The sequence below is a fragment of the Microbacterium sp. FG3 genome, from assembly GCF_057809335.1.
In genome coordinates, this window is sequence record NZ_JBMDJT010000022.1 from 18132 (window position 1) to 42211 (window position 24080).

Annotated in this window: 20 protein-coding genes; 15 read left to right on the forward strand and 5 right to left on the reverse strand. The window is 72.8% G+C overall.

All coding sequences use genetic code 11. The features are described from left to right. Positions 1-61 precede the first annotated feature (61 nt). Together ACODR5_RS08760 and ACODR5_RS08765 are read left to right on the forward strand one after the other, a co-directional pair. The gene (locus ACODR5_RS08760) at positions 62-772 is read left to right on the forward strand and encodes a lysophospholipid acyltransferase family protein (RefSeq protein ID WP_449854822.1); all 711 of its coding nucleotides are present in this window, start codon (positions 62-64) and stop codon (positions 770-772) included. 71 nt (positions 773-843) lie between these two features. After that, positions 844-2178, forward strand: a complete 1335-nt coding sequence (locus ACODR5_RS08765) for a class II 3-deoxy-7-phosphoheptulonate synthase (protein ID WP_488983365.1) — start codon at positions 844-846, stop codon at positions 2176-2178. Positions 2179-2200: 22 nt separating this feature from the next. Here the strand turns inward: ACODR5_RS08765 and ACODR5_RS08770 are convergent, their stop codons facing one another. The 4 genes from ACODR5_RS08770 to ACODR5_RS08785 all read right to left on the reverse strand — a co-directional run bounded on the left by ACODR5_RS08770 (position 2201) and on the right by ACODR5_RS08785 (position 8703). Further along, positions 2201-3226 (reverse strand): helix-turn-helix domain-containing protein, encoded by a 1026-nt coding sequence (locus ACODR5_RS08770; protein WP_488983366.1) that lies wholly within the window; start codon positions 3224-3226, stop codon positions 2201-2203. 272 nt (positions 3227-3498) lie between these two features. Further along, the gene (locus tag ACODR5_RS08775; protein WP_488983367.1) at positions 3499-5148 is read right to left on the reverse strand and encodes an HNH endonuclease signature motif containing protein; all 1650 of its coding nucleotides are present in this window, start codon (positions 5146-5148) and stop codon (positions 3499-3501) included. A 206-nt stretch (positions 5149-5354) separates the two neighbouring features. Further along, complete coding sequence (pknB, locus tag ACODR5_RS08780) at positions 5355-7313, reverse strand: Stk1 family PASTA domain-containing Ser/Thr kinase (protein ID WP_488983368.1); 1959 nt, start codon at positions 7311-7313, stop codon at positions 5355-5357. Positions 7314-7386: 73 nt separating this feature from the next. Then, positions 7387-8703 (reverse strand): LysM peptidoglycan-binding domain-containing protein, encoded by a 1317-nt coding sequence (locus tag ACODR5_RS08785; protein ID WP_488983369.1) that lies wholly within the window; start codon positions 8701-8703, stop codon positions 7387-7389. Positions 8704-8873: 170 nt separating this feature from the next. On the opposite strand from ACODR5_RS08785, the gene ACODR5_RS08790 reads away from it, so the two are divergent. Next, positions 8874-9224 (forward strand): Rv2175c family DNA-binding protein, encoded by a 351-nt coding sequence (locus ACODR5_RS08790; protein WP_488983370.1) that lies wholly within the window; start codon positions 8874-8876, stop codon positions 9222-9224. A 39-nt stretch (positions 9225-9263) separates the two neighbouring features. Here ACODR5_RS08790 and ACODR5_RS08795 read toward each other — a convergent pair whose 3' ends face one another. Next, the gene (locus tag ACODR5_RS08795) at positions 9264-10352 is read right to left on the reverse strand and encodes a polyprenyl synthetase family protein (RefSeq protein ID WP_488983371.1); all 1089 of its coding nucleotides are present in this window, start codon (positions 10350-10352) and stop codon (positions 9264-9266) included. A 64-nt stretch (positions 10353-10416) separates the two neighbouring features. Here ACODR5_RS08795 and ACODR5_RS08800 point away from each other — a divergent pair, with 64 nt between their 5' ends. The 12 genes from ACODR5_RS08800 (at position 10417) to ACODR5_RS08855 (ending at position 23976) form a co-directional block, all read left to right on the forward strand. Continuing rightward, the gene (locus ACODR5_RS08800; protein ID WP_449854831.1) at positions 10417-10806 is read left to right on the forward strand and encodes a DUF3040 domain-containing protein; all 390 of its coding nucleotides are present in this window, start codon (positions 10417-10419) and stop codon (positions 10804-10806) included. A gap of 250 nt (positions 10807-11056) precedes the next feature. Continuing rightward, the gene (gene mraZ, locus ACODR5_RS08805; RefSeq protein WP_449854832.1) at positions 11057-11488 is read left to right on the forward strand and encodes a division/cell wall cluster transcriptional repressor MraZ; all 432 of its coding nucleotides are present in this window, start codon (positions 11057-11059) and stop codon (positions 11486-11488) included. Positions 11489-11589: 101 nt separating this feature from the next. Then, complete coding sequence (gene rsmH / locus ACODR5_RS08810; RefSeq protein WP_488983372.1) at positions 11590-12543, forward strand: 16S rRNA (cytosine(1402)-N(4))-methyltransferase RsmH; 954 nt, start codon at positions 11590-11592, stop codon at positions 12541-12543. Further along, complete coding sequence (ftsL, locus tag ACODR5_RS08815; protein WP_488983373.1) at positions 12540-13175, forward strand: cell division protein FtsL; 636 nt, start codon at positions 12540-12542, stop codon at positions 13173-13175. Before rsmH ends, ftsL begins: the two co-directional genes overlap by 4 nt. Positions 13176-13194: 19 nt before the next feature. Next, positions 13195-14979 (forward strand): peptidoglycan D,D-transpeptidase FtsI family protein, encoded by a 1785-nt coding sequence (locus ACODR5_RS08820; RefSeq protein WP_488983374.1) that lies wholly within the window; start codon positions 13195-13197, stop codon positions 14977-14979. A gap of 25 nt (positions 14980-15004) precedes the next feature. Then, on the forward strand, positions 15005-16417 hold the full coding sequence (locus ACODR5_RS08825) for a UDP-N-acetylmuramoyl-tripeptide--D-alanyl-D-alanine ligase (RefSeq protein WP_449854836.1): 1413 nt from the start codon (positions 15005-15007) through the stop codon (positions 16415-16417). Beyond that, positions 16414-17523 carry a phospho-N-acetylmuramoyl-pentapeptide-transferase gene (gene mraY, locus ACODR5_RS08830; protein WP_449854837.1) on the forward strand — a complete coding sequence of 370 codons (1110 nt, stop codon included), beginning with the start codon at positions 16414-16416 and terminating at the stop codon, positions 17521-17523. The genes ACODR5_RS08825 and mraY overlap by 4 nt, the downstream gene beginning before the upstream one ends. Beyond that, positions 17520-19061, forward strand: coding sequence for a UDP-N-acetylmuramoyl-L-alanine--D-glutamate ligase (gene murD, locus ACODR5_RS08835; RefSeq protein ID WP_488983375.1), 1542 nt, complete (start codon positions 17520-17522; stop codon positions 19059-19061). The genes mraY and murD overlap by 4 nt, the downstream gene beginning before the upstream one ends. Further along, a complete protein-coding gene (ftsW, locus tag ACODR5_RS08840) occupies positions 19027-20271 on the forward strand; it encodes a putative lipid II flippase FtsW (RefSeq protein WP_488983376.1) in 1245 nt (414 codons plus the stop codon). The genes murD and ftsW overlap by 35 nt, the downstream gene beginning before the upstream one ends. A gap of 51 nt (positions 20272-20322) precedes the next feature. Further along, on the forward strand, positions 20323-21396 hold the full coding sequence (locus ACODR5_RS08845) for a UDP-N-acetylglucosamine--N-acetylmuramyl-(pentapeptide) pyrophosphoryl-undecaprenol N-acetylglucosamine transferase (RefSeq protein WP_449854840.1): 1074 nt from the start codon (positions 20323-20325) through the stop codon (positions 21394-21396). A gap of 131 nt (positions 21397-21527) precedes the next feature. Further along, a complete protein-coding gene (murC, locus tag ACODR5_RS08850) occupies positions 21528-22928 on the forward strand; it encodes a UDP-N-acetylmuramate--L-alanine ligase (RefSeq protein ID WP_449854841.1) in 1401 nt (466 codons plus the stop codon). Between the two features lie 7 nt (positions 22929-22935). Continuing rightward, positions 22936-23976, forward strand: coding sequence for a cell division protein FtsQ/DivIB (locus ACODR5_RS08855; RefSeq protein ID WP_449854842.1), 1041 nt, complete (start codon positions 22936-22938; stop codon positions 23974-23976). The last annotated feature ends 104 nt before the right edge of the window (positions 23977-24080 follow it).

Below are 24080 nucleotides of genomic sequence, written 5' to 3' on the forward strand. Positions count from 1 at the left end.
GCGAACGCGAGGGTTTAGGCTCGATGGCGCCCGGGACGACGACGGAAGGCGGGAGCGCGCGGTGTTCTACTGGTTCCTCAAGTACCTCGTCGTCGGTCCGATCGTGAAGGCCGTGTTCCGGCCGTGGATCGTGGGCAAGGAGAACATCCCCGCGGAGGGCGCGGCGATCCTCGCGAGCAACCACCTGTCGGTGATGGACTCGGTCTTCCTGCCGCTGCTGATCGACCGCCCCATGTCGTTCCTCGCCAAGTCCGAGTACTTCACGGGGCGCGGGCTGAAGGGCTGGGCGACGAAGTGGTTCATGAAGGGCACCGGCCAGATCCCCATCGACCGCTCGGGCGGGCAGGCGTCGGAGGACGCGCTGAACACGGGGCTCGGCGTCATCGCGCGCGGCGGCCTGCTCGGCCTCTACCCCGAGGGCACCCGCAGCCCCGACGGCGTGCTCTACCGCGGCCGCACGGGCGTGGCGCGCATGGCGCTCGAGGCGAAGGTGCCCATCGTCCCCGTGATCATGGTCGACACCGAGAAGATGCTGCCGATCGGCTCCACGATGCCGCGCGTCGTGCGCGTGGGCATCGTGATCGGCGAGCCGCTCGACTTCTCGCGCTACGCGGGCATGGAGAACGACCGCTTCGTGCTGCGCTCCGTGACCGACGAGATCATGGTGGCCCTGCAGCGGCTGGGGCAGCAGCGGTACAGCGACGAGTACGCCTCGTCCGCCAAGGCGCGGATCGCCAAGGAGCGCCGCGAGGGCGCCGCCGTCACGCCCTGACGAGCCCCGCGCCGCGCCCGGGCGGGCCGCGCGCGGTCGGGACCGTTCCGAGCGCGCATTAGGATCGGAACATGGCCGATCCGCACCACCTCCATGCCTGGCGTTCGCTTCCGATCAAGCAGCAGCCGGCGTATGCGGACCCCGCGGCGGTCGCCGAGGTGACGGCCGAGCTGGCGGCCCTGCCGCCGCTCGTGTTCGCGGGCGAGGTGGACTCCCTGAAGGCCAGCCTGGCCGAGGCCGCCGCCGGTCGCGCGTTCCTGCTGCAGGGCGGCGACTGCGCCGAGACGTTCTCGGGCGCGACGGCCGACAAGATCCGCAACCGCGTCAAGACGGTGCTGCAGATGGCCGTGGTCCTCACCTACGGCGCGTCGATGCCCGTCGTGAAGATGGGCCGCATGGCGGGCCAGTTCGCCAAGCCGCGCTCGAGCGACACCGAGACGCGCGGCGACGTGACGCTGCCGGCCTTCCGCGGCGAGATCGTGAACGGCTACGACTTCACGGCCGCCTCGCGCGAGGCCGACCCGCAGCGCCTGCTGCAGGCGTACCACACGTCCGCGTCGACCCTGAACCTCATCCGCGCGTTCACGAAGGGCGGCTTCGCCGACCTGCGCGAGGTGCACTCGTGGAACCGCGGCTTCGCGCAGAACCCGGCGAACCAGCGCTACGAGCGCCTGGCGACGGAGATCGACCGGGCCATCAAGTTCATGGGCGCGGCCGGCGCCGACTTCGACGCGCTCAAGACCGTCGACTTCTACACGGGCCACGAGGGCCTGCTGATGGACTACGAGCGGCCGCTCACGCGCATCGACTCGCGCACGAACACGCCGTACAACACCTCGGCGCACTTCCTGTGGATCGGGGAGCGCACGCGCGATCTCGACGGCGCGCACGTCGACTACTTCTCGCGCATCCGCAACCCCATCGGCGTCAAGCTGGGCCCGTCGACCACGCCGGAGACGGCGCTCGCGCTGATCGACAAGCTCGACCCCGAGCGCGAGCCGGGCCGCCTGACGTTCATCACGCGTATGGGCGCCGGGAAGATCCGCGACGCGCTGCCCCCGCTGCTCGAGGCCGTGAAGGCCGCCGGCGCCCAGCCGCTGTGGGTGACCGACCCGATGCACGGCAACGGCATCACGACGGCCACGGGCTACAAGACGCGTCGCTTCGACGACGTCGTCGACGAGGTGCGCGGCTTCTTCGAGGCCCATCGCGCGGTCGGCACGTTCCCGGGCGGCGTGCACGTGGAGCTCACGGGCGACGACGTCACGGAGTGCCTGGGCGGCTCGGAGCACATCGACGAGGCGACCCTCGCCACGCGCTACGAGTCGCTGTGCGACCCGCGCCTGAACCACATGCAGTCGCTGGAGCTGGCGTTCCTCGTCGCCGAGGAGCTCGAGCGCCTGTAGGCGCCTCAGGCGTGGGCCGGGATCACGGCGCCGCGAGGATCGCGTCGGACAGCCACGGGCCGAGCTCTCGGAACGCGGGCCCGTCGCCGTCGCCGTGCTCTCGGCGCGCGCCGGCGAGAAGAGCCGCATCCGGGCAGGGCTGATCGTTGATGATCGAGACCAGTTCGAGGTAGCGGCCCTCGGTCGCGTTGTAGTCCGTGTCCTGGAGCGCCGCGAGGGTGACGCCGTCGAGGTCGCGATAGCGGGCCGCGAGCCGTCGCCTGAGCTCGTCGTCCGCCGCGACGCCGGAGGACTCCGCGAGCTGCTCGACCAGCTGCCCGGCGAGGGCCGCAACCCTGGCGTCGCCTGCGGCGAAGCCCGCCTGGTGGGCGGCCACCAGTCTCGGCATCAGGTCGGCGCCGGCGGAGGCGATGAACTCCTGCACGCGGGGTGTGAACCCGGGGAAGTGCGCATGTGTCTCGCGCAGGTGGGAACGGGTCGCCTCGCGGAACCGCTCGTCCCGCAGCAGCTCCGCCAGGGTGATCCAGGCGTCGAGCTGCTCCGGGGTGGGGTCGGGCGGCAGCACGGGCCGGGCGCGGCGGATCTGCTCGCTCGCCTCGTCCGGAAGGCCCGCGCAGACATCGTCGAGGAAGTCGTCGATCAGTCGCTGGCGCTCCTCGTCGGACATCGTCACCAGCTTGCGCAGGAGGTTCGCGCGCTCCGCCGTGCCCTCCTGCCGCACGAGCGCGCGGAGCACGGCCCGCTTCGCCTGCATGTCGGTCGTCCGCTTCTCGATCACGTCGAGGTGCTCGGCCAGCATGTCGCGCAGCGAGGTGGTGCCGGCGAGGACCGGTCGCACCTGCTCCAGGCCGGTGTCGAGGTCGCGCAGCGTGCGGACGAACTCCAGGCGGGCGATCGCCTCCACGTCGTAGAGGCGATGGCCGCCGTCGGTCGCGTCGGTGGGCTGCACGAGCCCCTCATCGGCGTAGTAGCGGATGGCGCTGACGCTGAGCCCGGTGCGGTGCGCGACCTCGCCGATGGAGGAGAGGGTGTCTTCTGAGATGTTCATGCCCCCACCATGCGACCTCAAGCCGCTTGAGATGCAAGCCCTGCAGCCGGGAACCGTCACCGGATCCGATCGGCGAGCTCGTCCACATGATGATCCGGACCGTCGCGCCGCGTCGGCGGCGGTCGCCGGCGGATGACCCGTGCTGGTGACGTTCGCGCACGCATCCCGGTCGGGCGGGCCGCACGGGCCCTGATGGCTCGGGAGCGCGGCTCGGTCCGGTCCGGTCCGGTCCGCTCGGCCTGGGTGGCTCACGCCCCGGAGCCCGGGAACGGTCAGGCTGCGCGTGGTGGTGGCCCGAAGGCCCAGCGGAGGGGTGAGCGGGTGGGGAGTTCGACGGGTTCGCTGCTGTCGGGTGGGTGGAGCAGGAAGGGGCCGTGGCGGTCGCGGGTGATGCGGTAGCGGTGGTGGTGGAGGTTCATGTGGTGGAACCTGCACAGGAGGATGCCGCGGTCGATGTCGGTGCGTCCGCCGTGGGCGGCCCAGGTGTCGATGTGGTGGGCTTCGCAGTAGGAGGCGGGCATGCCGCATCCGCGCCATCGGCAGCCGCCGTCGCGGATGGCGAGGGCGATGCGCTGTTTCGGGGTGAACAGTCGCTGTTCCCGCCCGACGTCGAGGGGGTTCCCGTGCGCGTCGACGGTGACCGGGGTGTGCCCGGTGGTGCAGATGGCCTGCTCGACGGCCGGGGCGGGGAGCGGGTGGCCGCCGTCCTCGGTGTACCCGGGACCGGGCCGGCCGGGACCGGCCCGCCCGTTCACCGTGGGAGTGCCGGTGGTGTCACGCGTCGGCGGGTGGCCGCTGCCGGTGCGGCCGGCGCCGTTGCCCCGGGTGCTGGCGACTCCGCCGGTCCCGCTGGGAGCGGCGCCGGTGCCTGCCGTCCCGCTGGGAGCGTCGCCCCCGCTGCCGGCGCCGCCGGCGACGTGGCGGGTGGGGTCGATGGTGACGACGCGGACGCCGGGCTGGCGGGCGCCGAAGACGGTTTCGGCGTCGGCGACGGCGCCGGCGCGGAGCACCCCGAGGATGAGGTCGTAGGTGAGCTGGTCGTTCGTCCGGGGGTCGTCGGTGAGCTGTTGCGCTTTCGCGGCCTCGTCGGGGTCGACGAACCGGGGACCGCCGCGGCGGGGCCGCAGGGCCGCGTCGATCACGGCCCGCATCCACGCCGCACCCTCGTCGTCGAACACGATCTTCGCGTGCTGGACGCCGTCCGCGTCCGTCCACATCCGGAACGCGCGTGCCTCGAACCGGGCCAGGAACCGAGCCTCCGCACCCTCCGGGTCCAACCGGTCCCGCAACACCCGCGCCGCGGTGGCGAGATCCTCGACCGTGCACTCGGCCGCGACGGCGACCAGCTGCTCGGCCGCGAGCCGCCATGCCTCCACTGCGGCATCCGCGCTGGCCGGCGACGAATCCTGCGACGAGCCGGTGGGTGGCTGGCCGAGGCCGCGGAGGATCGCGTCCATCTGCGCCGCCGTCACGGCCCCGCTCAGCAGGGCCTGGTCCACCGGGTCGTGCCACGGCGGCGCCGGCGGAACATTCGGGGCATCCGGATCGGCCGGATCGGCGGGACTGGGACCATCCGGCGCAGCACCCGGTCCCAGCGCGGATTCCACCAGCGACTGCCCCACCCGCACCTGCCGGGCGGCGTCGCCGCGGGTGCTTCCGGAGAGCTCCTGCACGAGCGCGACCGCGTTGCGATGCCCCCGCCCCTGCGCGAGACCCTTGTGCCCCGCAGCCCGTGACGACCGCGCGGAGACCACCCCGGCCGCGACCGCGCGGACGCGTTCGGCGGTCTTCGCCAGATCCGTCGCCACGGTCAACAGCGCCAGCACATCCTCATCCGGCAGGGCCGCCACGACAGCGACATCCACCGGCGGCAGCGATGCGACTGCGCCCGCCCGGTCCTGGAAATCGCTGAGGAATGACATACCCGCATCGTCCCACCGACCACCGACACCCGAACCCGCGGAACCCCCGGCCAGGACCCTAAACGCCCGTTCTGTGGATAACCCGGTGGAAACGACGGGTGTGGACGAACCGACACCCCGCACGACCCCAACCAGAAGAGTTGCGCTGGTCGCGGCCTTCGGCGCTCCGTTCAGCAACCGACCGGTGGACAGCCGAGCGCGACGAATCAGATCGGCGAGCTCGTCCGGATGAGGAGCTGGATGGTCGTACCGCGCTGGCGGCGGTCGCCGGCGGAGGGATCCGTGCCGGTGACGTCCGTCCACGCGTCCGGGAACGTGTTCCACAGCGGGTTGTAGCTCACCTCGAAGCCCTGATCGCGCAGGGTCTGCGCCGCCGCGTCGCGCGTCATGCCGGCGACATCGGGCACCTCGAACAGCTCGGGGCCGAGCGATTCGATGAGCGTCACGGTCTCGTCGCGCGCCCACACGCCGTCCTTGGGGACGATGCCGATCACGCGGCCGGCCTCGATGTCGCTGCTGTACTGCTGCTGCCGCTCGCCGGCGACCTGCAGACCGGCTTCGGTGAGGGTGGCCGTGGCGGAGTCGACGCTCAGGCCCGTCACATCGGGCACGGGGCCGAGCGAGACCGACAGGATCGCCCCGTCGCCCTCGTGCGCGGTGCAGCCGTCGATGCAGTCGAGGACCTCGTCGGATCCGCTGGGCTGGATCCGCACGTTGCTCACCCTGCCGCGCTCCGGCTCGAGGAAGTACTCGCGCACCTCGATGACCGAGAGCCCCAGCGCCTCCAGCTGCGCCGTCACCTCGGCCTGCGGGATGTCGGTGAGCTTCGGGATCGCGACCTCGGCGGGCCCGATCGAGACCTCGAGCGTGACCACCGTCTCCTGATCCACGCGGGCTCCCGCATCGGGATCCGTGGCCATCACCTCGCCGGGGGTCACGTCGACGCTGTGGACGTCGCGCCGCTCGGCGACGAGGTTGTGCTCCTCGAGCACGGCCGCCGCCTCGTCGTACGCGAGTCCCTGCACCTGCGGGACCGCCACCGGCGAGCCGGGGCCGGATCCCCACCACCAGCCCGCGCCGCCGGCCGCCGCGGCCAACAGCAGCACGAGCGCGACGAGCAGGCCGCCCCTGCGTGTGCGTCGCGCGCTCGCCCGGCGCAGGCGCGAGGAGTTGTCCTCGCTCGGCGCCACCGGCCCGGTGCTGCGCGGCACGTCGTCGGTCAGAGCGGTCGTGGCGGCGAAGGGCAGCACCTTGGTCGCCTCGGCGTCGCCGCGGTCGACCTCGGGCATCGCGCGGGTGCGCGAGGCGAGCGGCGCGATGCCGAGCTCGCGCTCGATCTCGCGCAGGCGCTCGAGCATCTCCTGCGCGTCGGAGGGCCGCTCGTCCGGCGTCTTCTCGGTCGCCCACAGCACGAGCTCGTCGAGCTGCTCGGGCACGCCGGGGTTCTTCACGCTCGGCCGCGGCACCGAGTCGGTCGCGTGCTGGTAGGCGATCTGCATGGGCTGCTCGCCCTTGTACGGCTGCTCGCCCGCGAGCATCTCGTAGAGCATGATGCCGAGCGCGTAGATGTCGCTGCGGGCGTCGGCCGTGCCGCGCGTGACGAGCTCGGGCGCGAGGTAGGCGATCGTGCCGAGCAGCTGGGCGCCCGTGGCGGTGTTGGCGCTCGTGGCGCGCGCGAGGCCGAAGTCGCCGATCTTGATGCGGCCGTCCTCGGCCAGCAGCACGTTCTCGGGCTTCACGTCGCGGTGGATGAGCCCGGCGCGGTGCGCCGCCGCGAGGCCCGAGAGCACGGCGTCCATCACGGTGATCGTCTGCGTCACGGTGAGGCGCTTCTGCTCCTTCAGCAGCTCGCGCAGCGTGATGCCGGGCAGGTACTCCATGACGAGGTAGGCGAGCTCGCCGTCCTGGCCCTGGTCGAACACGTTGACGACGTGGGGATCGGCCAGCCGGGCCGCCGAGCGCGCCTCCTGGATGAAACGGCTCTGGAAGACGCTGTCGTCGCTGAGATGCGCGTGCATCACCTTGAGGGCCACGCGGCGCTCGAGTCGCAGGTCGGTGGCGACGTAGACCGTCGCCATTCCGCCGCGCGCGATCCGCGCCCGCACACGATACCGGCCGTCGACAAGCCGCCCGATGAGGGGGTCGACCTGCTGGCTCGTGCTCACGGGAGAAGTCTACGGAAGGCGGCCTGGCAACCCGGCCAGCGGCGCACCGCGCGCGCCCACCCCATCGTGCCGCTCAGCCCAGCGTCGCGAGCCAGGCGTAGGCCTGCCGCTCCCACTGGCCGTAGCGCTCGGGGAAGGCGGAGATCTGGACGGCCTGGGCCGCGTCGCCGAACGACAGGCCCTCCCAGCCGGCGATGTCGTAGAGCCCGCGCGGCTCGCCGCCGTTGGGGGCGCCGCGGCCGCCGAAGAACGCCTTGGTGGCGCGGACCGGATCGAGGATCTGCTCGGGCGTGCCCCAGCCCTGGCTGGGTCGCTGCTGGAACAGGCCGAGCGAGTCGCGGTCGCCGTGGTGCACGTTGCGGAGCTCGGACTCGACCATCGCCGTGGCCAGTGCCGTGGCGATGGCGCGGTCGGAGGCTCCCACCTCGCGCCCCACGCGGATGATGAGGCGCGCGTGCTCGGTCTGCTCGGCGTCGAGCGTCGCGTGCCTCTGCGCGTCGGCGGCGGCCGGTTGCGGCATGCTCAGCAGGAGCTTTTGACCCGGGTAGATGATGGCGCCGTCCGAGAGGCCGTTGGCGCGCAGCAGCGTCGACACGGCCACGCCGTGCTTCTGCGCGATCGCCCACAGCGTCTCGCCCACCTCGACGACGTGTGCATCGGCCTGCGCCTCGGGGGCGCCGGCCGCGGGGGAGATCGCGGTGGTGGCGGCGGCGGGCACCGGCGCCGGCGCGGCGCCGATACGCAGCTGCTGGCCCGGGTGGATGACGGCGGCGTCGCTGATCCCGTTGGCGCTGAGGATGGCCTGCACGCTCATGCCGTGCTGCCTGGCGATGGCCCACACGGTCTCGCCGGGCGCCACCGTGTGCGTCGTCGCGGCGGGCGCGGGTGCCGCGGCGGCCGGAGCCGGGGCGGGCGCTGCGGCGGGGGTGGGCGCGGGGGTCGTGAGCGCGAGCTTCTGGCCGGGGTAGATGACTGCCGACGCCTTGAGTCCGTTCGCGGCCAGCAGCGCCTCGACGGTCATGCCGTGCTGACGGGCGATCGACCAGATCGTCTCGCCGGCGGCGACGGTGTGCACCGTGGGGTCGGACGGCGCGGGCACGGGCACCGGTCCCGCCGACGGGGGAGTGAGCCGCAGCACCTGGCCGGGATGGATCGTGCTCGTCGTGCGCAGGCCGTTCCACACGAGGACGTCGATCGTGCGCAGGCCGTTGCGGATGGCGATGCGCGTGATGGTGTCGCCCTCCTCGACGACGTGCTGCTCGGCGGTGGCGTGCGCCGGCGTCGCGTACATCGCGCCGGCGAGCGATCCGACGATCGCGACCGGCGCCGTCGCCAGCATCGTGCGGTGCGCTCGCGCGCCGTCCGTCGAGTTGCGTCGTGTTCCACGCATCACTGACCCCCTCGCGATCTCCAGACACACCGTGTCAGACATGTATATCCGTGTCAACTGGTGCTAGCGGGCGAGGGTGGTGTGACTGGAGTGAATTCTGAGACTGGTGGGACGAGCACTCGGCGCACCGGGGGAGACTCCGGTCGGCCCCGGAGTGCGAGAATGGCGGCGTGGTGGATCAGACTCCTGTGACGTACCCGACCGACTGGCTGCCGCTCCCCGATGTGGCGGAGCTGCTGGGCGAGACCGTGAGCCGCGTGCGCCGGCTGCTGGACGAGCGTGCGCTCGTCGGATCGCGCCGCGACGGCATCCTCAAGGTGCCGTCGGTCTTCCTCGTGGACGGGCGGCCGCTGTCGTCGCTGCGCGGCACGGCGATCCTGCTGCACGATGTCGGCTTCACGGACGACGAGGCCATCGACTGGCTGCTGACGCCGGAGGAGTCGCTCGGCGTCGCGCCGATCGAGTCGCTGCTGGCCGGCCGCAAGGCCGAGGTGCGCCGCGTCGCGCAGGCGCTCGCCTGATCCCGGCGACTCGACGCCTCGCGGCGGTCAGGCGTGCGCTCAGGACGTGCGCTGCGTGGCGGCGCGCGCGAGCTCGCGCAGCGAGCCGACGGCCGCGTTGTCGAGCCGGGCGCCGCTGAGCGCGCGATCCGCCTCGCGTGCGTAGGACGCGATCGCGTCCTCCGTGCGATCGAGAGCGCCGGAGCGGCGGATGGCGTCGGCGAGCATCGAGATCTGGCCGTCGTCGAGCGTCGGGTCGCCGAGCAGCTCGTCGAACACGCGGCGCACCGATCCGGGCACGCTCTCGCGCGCCCACGCGACGAGCACCGTGCGCTTGCCCTCGCGCAGGTCGTCGCCCGCCGGCTTGCCCGTCTCCGCCGCGTCGCCGAACACGCCCAGCACGTCGTCGCGCAGCTGGAACGCCATGCCGAGCCGCCGACCGAAGTCGCCCAGCGCCGCCCGCTGGTCCGGCTCGCCGCCGGCCAGCGCGGCGCCGATCACGAGCGGCTGCTCCACGCTGTAGCGGGCCGACTTCAGCGAGGCGACCCGCAGTGCGCGGGCCGCGTGATCGCCGTCGGGCACCGTGCGCCACGCCGACTCCTCGGCGAGGTCGAGGAACTGGCCCATCGTCACCTCGCGACGCATCAGGGCGTACTCGGCGCGCGTGGCTGCGGCCGTGGTGGGGGAGAGCGCGAGCGCGTCCTCCATGAGGTCGTCGCTCCAGGCCACCAGCAGGTCGCCGACGAGCAGGGCGCCGGAGCGACCGAACGCCGCCGCATCGCCCGCCCAGCCGGCCGCGCGGTGGGCCGCCTCGAGCGCGCGGTGCGCGGAGGGGCGGCCGCGGCGCGTGTCGGCGTTGTCGACGAGGTCGTCGTGCACGAGGGCGGCGGCCTGGAAGATCTCGAGCGCGCACGCGGCCGGCAGCAGGGCCTCGCGCGCGGCGCGCGCGCCGTCGCGATCCGCCACGGCGCGCCAGCCGGCGGCGCAGAACCGGGCGCGCAGACGCTTGCCGCCGCGCAGCGCGGCGGCCGCGTGATCCACCATGAGCACGGCCTCGTCGCCGTGCTCCGAGGCCTCTGCCCTGCGGTCTGCGACGAAGCTATCCAAACGCTGGGAGATGTCCGCGATGAGGTCGTCGGCAGGCTGCACGGGGCCTAGCCTAGTGAGAGGACCCGGCGATAGACTGGGGCGAGCGAAGCACAAGGGGGACCGGATGCCTCTCTCCGAACAGGAGCAGCGTCTGCTCGACGAGATGGAACGCCATCTCATGCAGAACGACACCGACGTCGTCAACGCCTCGAATGCCGGACGCGCGCTCAGCTACCGCAATCTCGTCATCGGCGCGATCGTCGCGCTCGTCGGCCTCGGCGGGGTCATCGCCGGCGTGGCGCTGTGGCAGTCCAACACCGTGCTCGGCGTCGTCCTCGGCGTCATCGGCTTCGTCGCGATGCTCGTCGGCGTCGTGCTCGCCACCAGCCCTTCCGCCGCGCCCCCGATCGCCCCGGGCTCCGCGCCGCGCCGTCCCTCCGGCGGCGGGGCCGGATCCGCCTCGTTCATGGATCGCATGAACGAGCGCTGGGACCGCCGCCGACAGGGCGGCTGACTCCCTTCCCCTCCACTTCGACGAAAGCCCCGGCCATCGCGGCCGGGGCTTTCGTCGTCTCTGCCGCCGCGTCCGGCTGATCCCTCCACTCGCCCTCCACCGGCCTCCACCGCCGCCTTCCCTTGAGTTTCCGGGGAAGGCGGCGGCTTCTTTGTCGTGCGAAGATGCTCTTGACCCTTGCGGGTGGGGGAAAGTGGAGTAAAGTGGGGCGCACCTCGGGTTGGCCGGACGATGAGGGGGGTGAAGGCCGATGCTGTTGGGCACACACACCCCCAAGCTCGACGACAAGGGCCGCGTCATCCTCCCCGCCAAATTCCGGGAGGAGCTCGCCGGCGGCGTCGTCGTGACGCGCGGCCAGGAACGCTGCCTCTACGTCTTCAGCACGTCGGAGTTCGAGCAGGTGCACGAGCGCATCCGGCAGGCGCCGCTGAGCAACAAGCAGGCGCGCGACTTCCTGCGCATGTTCCTCTCCGGCGCGAGCGCCGAGACGCCCGACGGTCAGAACCGCATCACGGTGCCCCAGCACCTGCGCCAGTACGCAGGGCTCGAGAAGGAGCTCGTCGTCACGGGCGTCGGCGCGCACGCCGAGATCTGGGACGCCCAGGCGTGGAACGACTATCTCTCCGCGAACGAGGAGAACTACTCCGAGATGGAGCAGGAGGTGATCCCCGGCCTCTTCTGACCCTCTGGCTGTGACCCTCACCCGACGCGCCCTGACCCCACTTCCCCGGTGTCAGGTCGAGCGGATGGGGATCAGAGCCAGAGGAGCAGGGCCCCGACATCATGAACCTCCGCGACATCCACACCCCCGTCCTGCTCGAGCGCTGCGTCGAGCTGCTCGGCCCTGCGCTCCGCGCCCCCGGCGCCGTCTACGTCGACGGCACCCTCGGCATGGGCGGTCACTCCGAGGCGTTCCTCGAGCGGTTCCCGCAGGCGAGGCTGGTGGGCCTCGACCGCGACCCCGATGCCCTGCGCATCGCGGGGGAGAGGCTGGCCCCGTTCGCCGACCGGATCACGCTCGTGCACACGGTGTACGACGGCATCCGCTCCGCCCTCGACGACGCCGGCGTCGCGCGCGCCGACGCGATCCTCTTCGACCTCGGGGTGTCGTCGCTGCAGCTGGACGAGGCCGAGCGCGGCTTCGCGTACGCGCAGGACGCGCCGCTCGACATGCGCATGGACCCGACGGGCGGCCCCACGGCCGCCGACGTGCTGGCGACCTACGCCGAGGGCGACCTGCGGCGCATCTTCGAGCGCTACGGCGAGGAGAAGCTCGCCGCCCGCTACGCCCGCGCCATCGTGCGGGCGCGCACGGAGGCGCCCATCGAGCGCTCCGGTCGCCTCGTCGACATCCTGCAGGACGCCACGCCGGCCGCCGTCAAGAACGCAGGCCACCCCGCCAAGCGCGTCTTCCAGGCGCTGCGCATCGAGGTCAACGGCGAGCTCGCCGCCCTCGAGCGCGCGATCCCCGCCGCCCTCGACGCGCTCGCGGTGGGAGGCCGGATCGTCGTGCTGTCGTACCAGTCGCTGGAGGACCGCTTCGTGAAGCGCCTGTTCGCGGAGGCCGTCGCCTCGAGCGCCCCGCGGGGGCTGCCCGTGGAGCTCCCGGAGCACGCCCCGCGGTTCCGCGCCCTCGTCCGCGGCGCGGAGCAGGCGAGCGACGAGGAAGCCGAGCGCAATCCGCGCGCCAAGCCCGTGCGCCTGCGCGCGCTCGAGAAGCTGAGGGAGGCCGCATGAGCCTGGCCGAGCAGTTCCCCGCCCTGCCGTCGCGGCACGTCGCGCGGCCCGAGCGCCGCGACGAGGCGCCCGAGCGCCGGCTGCGGCCCGTTGAATCGACCCTGCCGCGCCGGCGCCCTCGCATGGTCTACGCCATCGTCGCCGTCGGCGGCGCGGTGGCGATCGCCGTCGCGCAGATGGCGCTGTCGGTCCTCACCACCCAGGACAGCTACCGCGTCGCCGACCTGACGCAGCAGCAGCGCGAGCTCTCGCTCGAGGCGCAGGCGCTCGAGGACTCCGTCGCGGGCCTGAACTCGCCGCAGTACCTCGCGGCCAACGCCGCCGCGCTGGGCATGGTGGTCGGCGGTGCGCCCACGTACCTGCGCCTGAGCGATGCCGCGATCATCGGCTCCGGCGCGGCCGCCGAGGGGGCCTCCTCGGTGTCGGCGCAGGACCCGCAGGTCGGCAACGCACTCGTGGGCGACACGCCGCTCGTGACCGACCCCGGCCGCTCGCTGCAGGGGGCGGTGCCCGCCGAGGAGGCGCCGGGCGGCGCGACCGGCGGCGACGCCGCGACCGGCGCGGAGACGCCGCCGTCCGGATCCGAGATCCCACCCCTGACCGAGGGGCTTCCGAGCCCCGCGACCCGGTGACACGACAGGAGCATCGCCCATGACCTCGAGGTCGGAGCGCACGCCGCGTCAGCGCACGGTCATCGCGCTGTTCGCGGTCGTCGCGGTGCTCGCCGCGTTCCTCGTCCGCCTCGTCGACATCCAGGTGGTGAACGCCGATGACCACGTCGGCGATGCGCAGGCCATGGGCCTCGCGGGGGAGCGGACGCTCTACGGCAATCGCGGCAGCATCGTCGACGCCGACGGCACGGTGCTGGCGAGCAGCACGCAGCTGTACGACGCGCAGATCGACCCGTTGCTGGCCACGAGCATGGAGCGGCTCTCGGACGACGGCAAGACGAAGGAGATCGTCCCGTTCGCGGACTTCGCGGGGGAGATCGCGCAGGTCACGGGCCAGGATCCGGCGGATCTGGAGAAGATCGTCTCCGACGCCCTCGCGGACAACCCCGAGTCGCGGTTCGCGTACATCAAGCGCGGCGTCAGCACCGCGCAGTACCGGGAGCTCGTCGAGCTCGGGCTGCCGTTCATCACCTTCGCGCCGCAGCCGTCCCGCGTGTATCCGAACGGCGCCGTGGGCGGGAACCTGCTGGGGTTCATGAGCAACGACGGCGAGGCGCTGGCCGGCTACGAGCTGCTCGGCGACGCGTGCCTGCAGGGCTCGAACGGGCGGGAGACCTATCAGCAGAGCCCCGACGGCGTGCGCATCCCCGGCACCGAGACGGTGGAGCCGGCGCAGGACGGCGGCACGCTGCAGATGACGATCGACGCGGACCTGGAGTGGTACCTCAGCGAGATGATCGCGGAGGAGACGCAGCGGATGGGCGCGCTCAGCGGCACCGTGACGGTGGTCGAGGTGGCCACGGGCAAGATCCGCGCCGCGGCGGAGTACCCGGCGCTCGATCCGAACGACGTCCTCGCGTCGGATCCCGCCGACCGCGGCTCGCGCATCTTCACGACGACGTTCGAGCCGGGGTCGACCTTCAAGCCGATCACCGCGTCGATGCTGCTGGACCAGGGGGCGGCCACGCCGATGTCGACCGTGCCGGCGGCCGGGCGCGAGACGTTCCCGAACGGCGCGGCGGTGGGAGACCCGTTCTCGCACGAGACGTACAACTACACGCTCGCCGGCGCGCTGATCGACTCGTCCAACGTGGCCATGTCGAAGTTCGGCGAGAAGCTGCCGGCGCAGGTGCGCCACGACTACCTTGAGAAGTTCGGGGTGGGGCAGCGCACGGCGATCGGCTTCCAGGGGGAGGAGCCGGGCGTTCTGCACCCCGCCGAGAACTGGGACAACCAGACGTACTACGCGACGAACTTCGGCCAGGGCTTCACGACCACCGTGCCGCAGGTGGCGAGCGCGTATCAGGCCATCGCGAACGGCGGCCTGCAGCAGCCCCTGAGCCTCGTCGAGTCGTGCACGAAGGCCGACGGCACGGTGGTCGAGCCGGAGCTGCCCGAGCCGAAGCAGGTCATCAGCGAGCAGGCCGCCGCCGAGACGGCGCTCATGATCGAGAACGTGGCGGCGCAGGGCAGCATCGCCGAGCAGATCGAGGTGCCGGGCTACCGCATCGCGGCCAAGACCGGCACCGCCCAGAAGCCGGCCGAGGGCGGCGGCTACAAGGCGGGCGTCTACTTCACGAGCATCGTCGGCTTCGCCCCGGCCGAGGACCCCGAGTACGTCGTCATGGTCACCCTCGACGAGCCCACTCAGGTAAGGTCGTCTGCGGCCACGGCCCCGGCGATGCAGAAGGCGATGACGCAGGTGCTGAAGCACTACCGCGTGATGCCCTCGACCGGGGAACCCCACCTCTTCCCGAAGTATTGATGCGCGCGCTCGCGCGGAGGTCCAGATGATCGCCCTGACCCTGGCAGAGGTCGCCGCCGCGGTGCGCGGCGACCTGCGGCCGCACGGCTCCGACACCCCCGACACCGTCGTCTCGGGAGGCGTCGACACCGACTCGCGCGCCATCCGCTCCGGCGGCGTGTTCGTCGCGAAGCCGGGCGAGGCGACCGACGGGCACCTGTTCGTCGGCAAGGCGATCGAGAACGGCGCGGCGCTCGCGATCGTGGAGCGGCCCGTCGACGAGCCCGTGTCGCAGATCGTCGTGGCCGACGCCGTCGCCGCGCTGGCCGAACTGGCCCGCGAGGTGGTGGCGCGCGTGCGCGCCGGCGGCCGCCTGCGGATCGTCGGGATCACGGGATCGAACGGCAAGACGACGACGAAGAACATGCTCGCGGCCATCCTGGGTCCCGAGGGCGAGACGGTCGCGCCCGTGGCATCGTTCAACAACGCCGTGGGCGCGCCGCTCACGATGCTGCGGGTCACGCACGACACGCGGTTCCTCGTCAGCGAGTTCGGTGCCGACGCGCCCGGGCAGATCGCGCGTCTGGCCGGCCTCGTCACGCCCGACATCGGCGTGGTCCTCATGGTCGGCATGGCGCATGCGGGCGGCTTCGGCGGCATCGAGGAGACGGTGAAGGCCAAGTCGGAGCTCGTGCGCGCCGTGCGTCCCGGCGGCCTGGCCGTGCTCAACGCCGACGACCCGCGTGTGGCCGGCATGGCGCCGATCGCCGCCGAGCGCGGCGTGGACGTGCGGTGGTTCGGCCGCGACGAGGCCGCCGAGGTGCGCGCCGGCGAGGTCACCGTCAGCGCGGCCGGCACGACGACGGAGGTCTCGATCGCCGGGCGCACGCTGCCGCTGCGCCTGCGGGTGCTCGGCGCCCATCACGTCGTGAACGCCCTCGCGGCGATCGCCGCGGCCACCGCGCTCGGCGTCGAGCCCGAGGACGCCGTCGCGCGGCTCGAGGAGCTCGAGCTCGCCGAGCGGTGGCGCATGCAGGTGCTGGGGAACGACCGCGTGCGGATCATCAACGACGCCTACAACGCCAGCCCCGACTCGTACCACGCGGCGCTGCGCACCCTCGCCCAGATCACGGGCCCCGACGAGCGCATGGTCGCCGTCCTGGGTGCGATGAGCGAGCTGGGCGAGTACGACAACGCCGAGCACGCGAAGGTCGCGCTCCTCGCGGTGCGGCTGCGGATCCCGCGCATCGTGGTCGTGGGCCGCGAGGCGCGCGGGCTCTACCTGTCCGTCATCGCCGAGGGCTCGTGGGACAGCGAGGCGGTGTTCTTCGAGACCGCCGACGAGGCGTACGACTACCTCGTGGGCGAGCTGCGCGACGGCGACCGCGTGCTCGTGAAGTCGTCGAACGCGGCGGGCCTGCGGTTCCTGGGGGATCGTCTGGGAGAATCCTTCTCGTGAGATCACTCCTGACGGCGGCCGCGATCTCGTTCGCGTTCACGCTCTTCCTCACGCCGGTCTTCCTGCGGTACTTCCGCAGGTGGGGGTGGGCGCAGGTGATCCGCACGCCCGACGACCCCCGCAACCCCAATCACGGCGCGAAGCGCGGCACGCCCACGATGGGCGGCGTGATCTTCATCGCCGGCACGATCCTGGGCTATCTCGTCGGCTGCTACGCCGGCAACAACCCGCCGACGCCCTCGGGCCTGCTCGTGATCTGGCTCATGCTCGGCTTCGGCGCGGTGGGCTTCATCGACGACTGGCTCAAGGTGCGCAAGCAGCACTTCGGCGGGCTCGGCAGCTGGCAGAAGATCGTGGGCCAGATCCTCGTGATCATCCCGTTCGCCGTCGCGGCGCAGGCATTCCCCGACGACTGGGGGCAGACCCCCGGTGGCTTCGGCGTGTCGTTCTTCCGCGAGCTGCCCTGGCTCTCGTTCGCGCTCGTGGCACCCGTGCTCGGCTGGCTGCTGTACCTCGCGTGGCTGGCGCTGCTGGGTGTCGGGTTCTCGAACGCCGTGAACCTCACCGACGGCCTCGACGGCCTCGCCGCCGGCATCGGCATCTTCGTGATGGGCGCCTACAGCCTCATCGCGTACTGGCAGTTCAACCAGGCGTGCACCGGCGAGGGCCTCGCGGCTGTCGACCAGTCGGCGTGCTACACGGTGCGCGACCCGCTCGATCTCGCGATCATCGCCGCCGCCGTCGTGGCGGGTCTCGTCGGCTACCTGTGGTGGAACGCGCCCAAGGCGCAGGTGTTCATGGGCGACGTGGGGTCGATGTCGATCGGCGGCGCCGTGATGGGCATGGCGGTGCTCACCCACACCGAGCTGCTCGGCATCCTCATCGCGGGCGGCTTCATGCTCGGCCCGGGCTCGGTGGTGCTGCAGCGCCTGTACTTCAAGGCGACGAAGGGCAAGCGGCTGTTCCTCATGAGCCCGCTGCACCACCACTTCGAGCTGCGGGGCTGGCTCGAGGTGACGATCGTCGTGCGGTTCTGGATCATCGGCGGCATCCTGGCCGTCATCGGGGTGGGTCTCATGTACGTCGAATGGCTGAGCCTCGTATGACCGCCGCCGATCGCCTTGCGTCGCTGACGAGCTGGCGCGCCGACTGGTCCGGCCTGCGCGTGGCCGTGCTGGGGCTCGCCGCCACCGGCTTCTCCGTGGCCGACACGCTCGCCGAGCTCGGCGCCGACGTGCTCGTCGTCAGCGAGAAGGCCGACGAGGAGTACGCGAGCCTCGTGCCCGTGATCGGCGCGCGCCTGCACCTCGGCCCGCTCGAGCCCGTGCCGGCCGAGCTGGAGCAGTTCGACCCCGAGGTCGTCGTCGCCTCGCCGGGGTTCCCGCCGTCGCATCCGGCGATCCGCTGGGCCCGCGAGCGGGGCGTGGCGCTGTGGGGCGACATCGAGCTGGCGTGGCGCGTGCGCGACAAGGTCGTGCGGTCCGACGGCACCCCCGCCGAGTGGGTCCTCGTCACGGGCACGAACGGCAAGACCACGACCACGCGCCTCGCGGCCACGATGATGAAGCAGGGCGGGCTGCGCGCCGCGCCCTGCGGCAACATCGGCGTGCCGATCCTCGATGCCGTGCGCGATCCGGCTGGCTTCGACGTGCTCGTCGTCGAGCTCTCCAGCCACCAGCTCTGGTACCTCGGCCTCAGCGCGCTCGAGGGCCAGCCGGTGCCGCACGCGAGCGTGTGCCTCAACCTGGCCGACGACCACCTGCAGTGGCACGGGTCCTTCGAGGCCTACCGCGACGCCAAGGCCGTGGTCTACCGCAACACCCGCGTCGCGTGCGTCTACAACAAGGCGGACGAGGCGACGCGGCGCATGGTCGAGGACGCCGACGTGGTCGACGGCGCCCGCGCGATCGGCTTCGACCTGGGCGTGCCCGGACCGAGCGACCTCGGCGTGGTCGACGGCATCGTCGTGGACCGCGCGTTCCTCGACGACCGCCGCAGCTCGGCGCTCGAGCTGACCACCGTGGCCGAGCTGGCCGAGCGCGACCTGGGTGCTCCGCACGTCGTGGCGAACATCCTCGCCGCTGCTGCGCTGGCGCGCTCGCTCGGCGTCGAGCCCGTCGCGATCCGCGACGCGCTGCGCGTGTTCCGCCTCGATCCGCACCGCATCGAGGTCGTCGCGCGCGCGGCGGGCATCACCTGGGTCGACGACTCGAAGGCCACCAACCCGCACGCCACCGCCTCGTCGCTCGCGGCGTTCCCCGGCGCGATCTGGATCGTCGGCGGCCAGCTGAAGGGCGTCGACATCGGCGAGCTCGTCGCGGCGCGCGGCCCCGAGAGCAAGGCGGCGATCGTCATCGGCACGGAGCGCTCCGAGGTGGTCGCGGCGTTCCGGCGACACGCGCCGGCGGTGCCGCTGTTCGAGGTGGATCACACCGAGACTGAGGATGTCATGACCAGGGCCGTCGAGCTGGCGGCGCAGGTCGCGCGGGACGGAGACGTGGTGCTGCTGGCACCGGCGGCCGCCTCATTCGACCAGTTCCGCGGCTACGACGACCGCGGGGACAGATTCGCACAGGCCGTCAGGGCACGGCTCGAGAGGGGGACGCGCGATGAGCACGACGACGCGTCCTCCGGCGGCCGCTGACGCGCGCGGGACGGACGAGCCCGGCCCGCGCCGCGGCCTGCTGGCGCGGGTCTCGCTCGGTCAGGCGTTCGCGGCGGCGCCCGTCGAGTTCCTGCTCATCTCGTCGACCGCGCTGATCCTCACGGGCTTCGGCGCCGTCATGGTGCTCTCGGCCACGTCGGCGACCTCCATCACGGCCGGCGGCGGGCCGTACGACGCCGCCATCCGCCACGGGCTGTTCGCGCTCGTGGGCGTCCCGCTGATGTTCATCGTCAGCCGGTTCCCCATCGCGTTCCTCAAGAGGATCTCGTGGTTCGCGCTCATCGCGGCGGTGCTGCTGCAGCTGCTCGTGTTCACCCCGCTCGGCTACGAGTCCGGCGGCAACCGCAACTGGATCGATGTCGCGGGCTTCACGCTGCAGCCCTCGGAGTTCCTCAAGCTCGCGCTCGCGCTCTGGGTGGGGTTCATCCTGTACCGCAAGCGGACCCTGCTGGCGAACTGGAAGCACGTGTTCATCCCGCTCGTGCCGGTGGCACTGCTCGCGATCGGCACGGTGCTGGCGGGCGAGGACCTCGGCACGGCCATGATCCTCGTGCTGCTCGTGCTGGGCGCGCTGTTCTTCTCGGGCGTCAAGCTGCGGATCTTCATCCTCCCCGTGCTCGTCGGCATCGTCGGTGTGTTCGCGCTGGCCGTGACGAGCCCCAACCGCATGGCGCGGATCATGAGCTTCCTCGACTCCGAGTGCGCCGACTACTACGACTCCTGCTATCAGCCGCTGCACGGCATCTGGGCGCTGGCCGAGGGCGGCGTCTTCGGGGTGGGCCTGGGCAACTCCAAGCAGAAGTACGAGTGGCTGCCGGCGGCGGCGAACGACTACATCTTCGCGATCGTGGGGGAGGAGCTCGGCCTCATCGGCTGCGCGGTCCTCCTCGCGCTGTTCGCCCTCTTCGCGTACGGTGCGTTCCGCATCATCCGGCGCACCGACGACCCGTTCGTGCGGGTCGTCGCGGGCGGCATCACGGTGTGGATCGTGGGTCAGGCCCTCATCAACATCGGCGTCGTGCTGCGCGTCTTCCCCGTGCTGGGCGTGCCGCTGCCGTTCCTCTCCTCCGGCGGCACGTCGCTCATCTCGGTCCTGCTCGCGTCGGGGGTGCTGCTCGCGCTCGCGCGGACGCTGCCGCCCGTGGCGGCCACGATGGCCGACGCCGCGCCGACGCCCCGCCGCCGCTGAGCGCGCCCGGCGCGGGCGGTCGGCGACCCGTCGCTCTGCGAGGATGGACGGGTGACGACCTACCTGCTCGCCGGCGGCGGCACCGCTGGCCACGTCAACCCGATGCTCGCCGTCGCCGACGGGCTGCGCGAGCGCTCCGCGGACGACGAGGTGCTCGTCCTGGGCACGCGTGAGGGGCTCGAGGCGCGGCTCGTGCCCGAGCGCGGCTACGAGCTCCTCGTCGTCGACAAGGTGCCGTTCCCGCGCCGTGCGAGCGGCGCCGCACTGCGCTTCCCCGCCCGCTTCGCGCGCGCGATCTCTCAGGTGCGCCGGCACATCCGCGCGCACGGCGTCGATGTCGTGCTGGGCGTGGGCGGCTATGCCTCGGCCCCCGCATACGTGGCGGCGCGGCGGGAGCGCGTGCCGTTCGTCGTGCACGAGGCCAACGCCCGCCCCGGCCTCGCGAACGTGCTCGGCGCCCGATGGGCGGCGGGCGTCGGCGTCGTCTTCGCGGGCACGCCGCTGCGAGGCGCCGAGGTGGTGGGCATGCCGCTGCGCCCCGAGATCGCTCGCCTCGATCGGGCCGCCCGCCGCGCCGAGGCACGGGAGTTCTTCGGGCTCGACGCCGACAGGCCGGTGCTGCTCGTCTTCGGCGGATCGCTGGGCGCGAAGCGGATCAACGACGCGATCGCGGGTTCCTGGCGCGACATCGTCGGCGCGGGCTGGCAGATCCTGCACGCCGCGGGGGAGCGCGCGGACGAGGTGGGCGCGGGCGGCGACGGCTACGTCGTCGTGCGCTACGTGGACCGCATGGAGCTGGCGTTCGCCGCGGCCGACGTCGTGCTCTCGCGCGCCGGCTCGTCGACCGTGAGCGAGATCAGCGCCCTCGGCATCCCTGCCGTGTACGTGCCGTACGCCGTGGGCAACGGCGAGCAGCGGCTCAACGCCGCGGGCGCCGTGCGGGCCGGCGCGGCGACCGTCGTCGACGACGCCGCGCTCACGCCCGACCGCGTCCGCTCCGAGCTCGTGCCGCTGCTGCGCGACGCCGACCGCCTCGCGTCGATGCGCGCGGCGGCGGAGGGATCGGGCACGCGCGAAGGCACCGAGAACGTCATCGCGATGCTGGACCGCGCGCTCGCCCGCTGACCTCGACGCGCGCGGTCGGCGTGCGGCCGGGCGACGCGCGTCGTGCCGCACGACGCGCATCGTGGGAGTCCGCCGCCTGTTCGGGCGCGCCGAGCGCGAGTGTCGGCGCGCGAACCTAGACTCGAAGGGCCATGATCAAGCCCGACCTCTCCGTGCCCATCCCGAGCCAGATCCGCGCCGTGCACTTCATCGGCATCGGCGGATCGGGCATCTCGGGGCTGGCCCGCATGTTCCTCGCCGCCGGCGTCCCCGTCTCGGGCTCGGACCGCTCCGAGAGCCAGAACACGCGCGACCTGGCGGAGCTGGGCGCCACCGTGCACATCGGCCACGACGCCGCGAACCTCGGCGACGTCGACACCGTCGTGTACACGGGCGCGATCTGGCCCGAGAACCCCGAGTACCTCGCGGCGAAGGAGCGCGGTCTCACGCTGCTGCACCGCTCGCAGGCGCTGAAGTACCTCATCGGAGGCCGCCGCCTCGTGTCGGTCGCCGGTGCGCACGGCAAGACCACCTCCACGGGCATGATCGTCACGGGCCTCGGCCGGCTGGGTGCCGATCCGAGCTTCGTCAACGGCGGCGTGATCCAGGACAGGGGCGCCTCGAGCGGCACCGGGTCCGACGACCTGTTCGTCATCGAGGCCGACGAGTCCGACGGCACGTTCCTGCTGTACGACACGTCGATCGCGCTCATCACGAACGTCGATGCCGATCACCTCGACCACTACGGCTCGCACGAGGCGTTCGACGACGCCTTCGTGCGCTTCGCCGACGGCGCGCGCGAGGCCGTCGTCATCTCGGCCGATGACGAGGGGGCGCGCCGCGTGAGCGAGCGCCTCACGCACGCGAACGTCATGACCTTCGGCGAATCGCATCGCGCCGACCTGCGCGTCGTCGACATCCGCACCGACGGGCCCGTCGCCTTCGCCCTCGAGCACGCGGGCGAGCGGGTCGAGGGGCGCCTGCAGGTGCCCGGCCGGCACAACGCCGTCAACGCGGCCGGCGCGGTCGCCGTGCTGCTGCAGCTCGGCTACGCTCTCGAGCCCGCCGTGCGCGCCGTCGAGGCGTTCGGGGGCACGGTGCGCCGGTTCGAGCTGCACGGCGCCGAGCGCGGCGTGAGCGTGTTCGACGACTACGCGCATCACCCGACCGAGGTCGCCGCCGCGCTGGCCGCCGCGCGCACCGTCGTCGGGGAAGGGCGGATCATCGCCCTGCACCAGCCGCACACCTACTCGCGCACGCAGCTGATGGCCGGCGAGTTCGCCAAGGTGCTCGAGGAGCTGGCCGACCACACCGTCGTGCTCGACGTGTACGGCGCCCGCGAGGATCCCATCCCCGGCGTCACGGGCGAGCTCGTGAGCGGCGCGTTCGACGATCCGTCGCGCGTGCGCTTCCTCGCCGACTGGCAGGAGGCGGCCGAGTACACGGCGGGCGTGGCGCGCGAGGGCGACTACGTCATCACCCTCGGCTGCGGCGACGTGTACCGGATCATCCCGCAGGTGCTCGGCGCCCTGCGCGAGGGCGCCGAGGGCTGACGGGGGCATGAAGCGGCCCGGCCCCCTTCCCGCAGCGCGGCCGACCCCGCCCGAGCCGCGCGAGCCCGAGCGGGAGCTCGCGCTCGCGCGCGACGACCACGACCACGCGGTGGACACCGCGCCGATCGCCGACGTCGTCGAGCTGCCGCCCCGTCGCCTCTTCGGCCGGCGGGCCGAGCGGCGGCGTGAGGGGCTCGACGACGGGCCCGACGGGCTCGACGCGACCGTCGATGCCGAGGAACCGGACCTCGACGGCACGCGCGGCGAGGAGCAGGCGACGGGATCCGTCGGCTGGCGAGAGCTCTGGCGCGCCTCCCGCGCCCGCCGCCGGGCGCTGCGCGCGGAGATCCGCCGCTTCACCGCCCGCACGCGCCGTCGCCGCTGGTACGCGATCGGCGCCGCGGCGGCCCTGCTGCTGCTGGTCGGCGGCAGCGTGGGCGCGGCGTACAGTCCGCTGTTCGCGGTGCGCGACGTCATCGTCGTCGGCTCGGAGACCCTCGACGAGGCCGCCGTCGAGGCGGCGCTCGCGACGCAGGTGGGCCGGCCCCTGCCGCTGGTGGACCACAGCGAGGTGAAGGCCGCGCTGCTCGGCTTCCCGCTCATCGAGACCTACGCGATCGAGGCGCGACCGCCGCACGAGCTCGTCATCCGGATCGTGGAGCGCACGCCCGTCGGCGTGATCCAGACGGACGCCGGCTTCACGCTCGTCGACGCCGCGGGCGTGGCGCTGTCGACCACCGCCGAGCCTCCCGCGGGTCAGCCCGTGATCTCCGTCGAGGCGGGTCCCGGCTCCGAGACCTTCGCCGCCGTCGGCCAGGTGCTGCGCTCGCTCCCGGCCGAGCTGCACGGGCAGGTGACCGCGGCCACGGCGAGCACGCCGCAGGATGTGCGGCTCACGCTCGGCGCCACCGGCACCGAGATCGTGTGGGGGACCGCCGACGAGTCGGCCATGAAGGCGCTCTCGCTGCAGAAGATGATGGCCGCGAAGCCGCCCGAGGGCGTCGCCCTGTACGACGTCTCCTCGCCCGAGGCCGTCGTCGTGAGGTAGCGGGGTGTGTTCTTTTCAGAAGCGTCTGCGCCGCTCGGGCACCCGCTGTGCGGGTGCCGCTCGCGTGCTCGCGCCGTCGCGTCCCGCGCCGGCGAGGCGGCGCT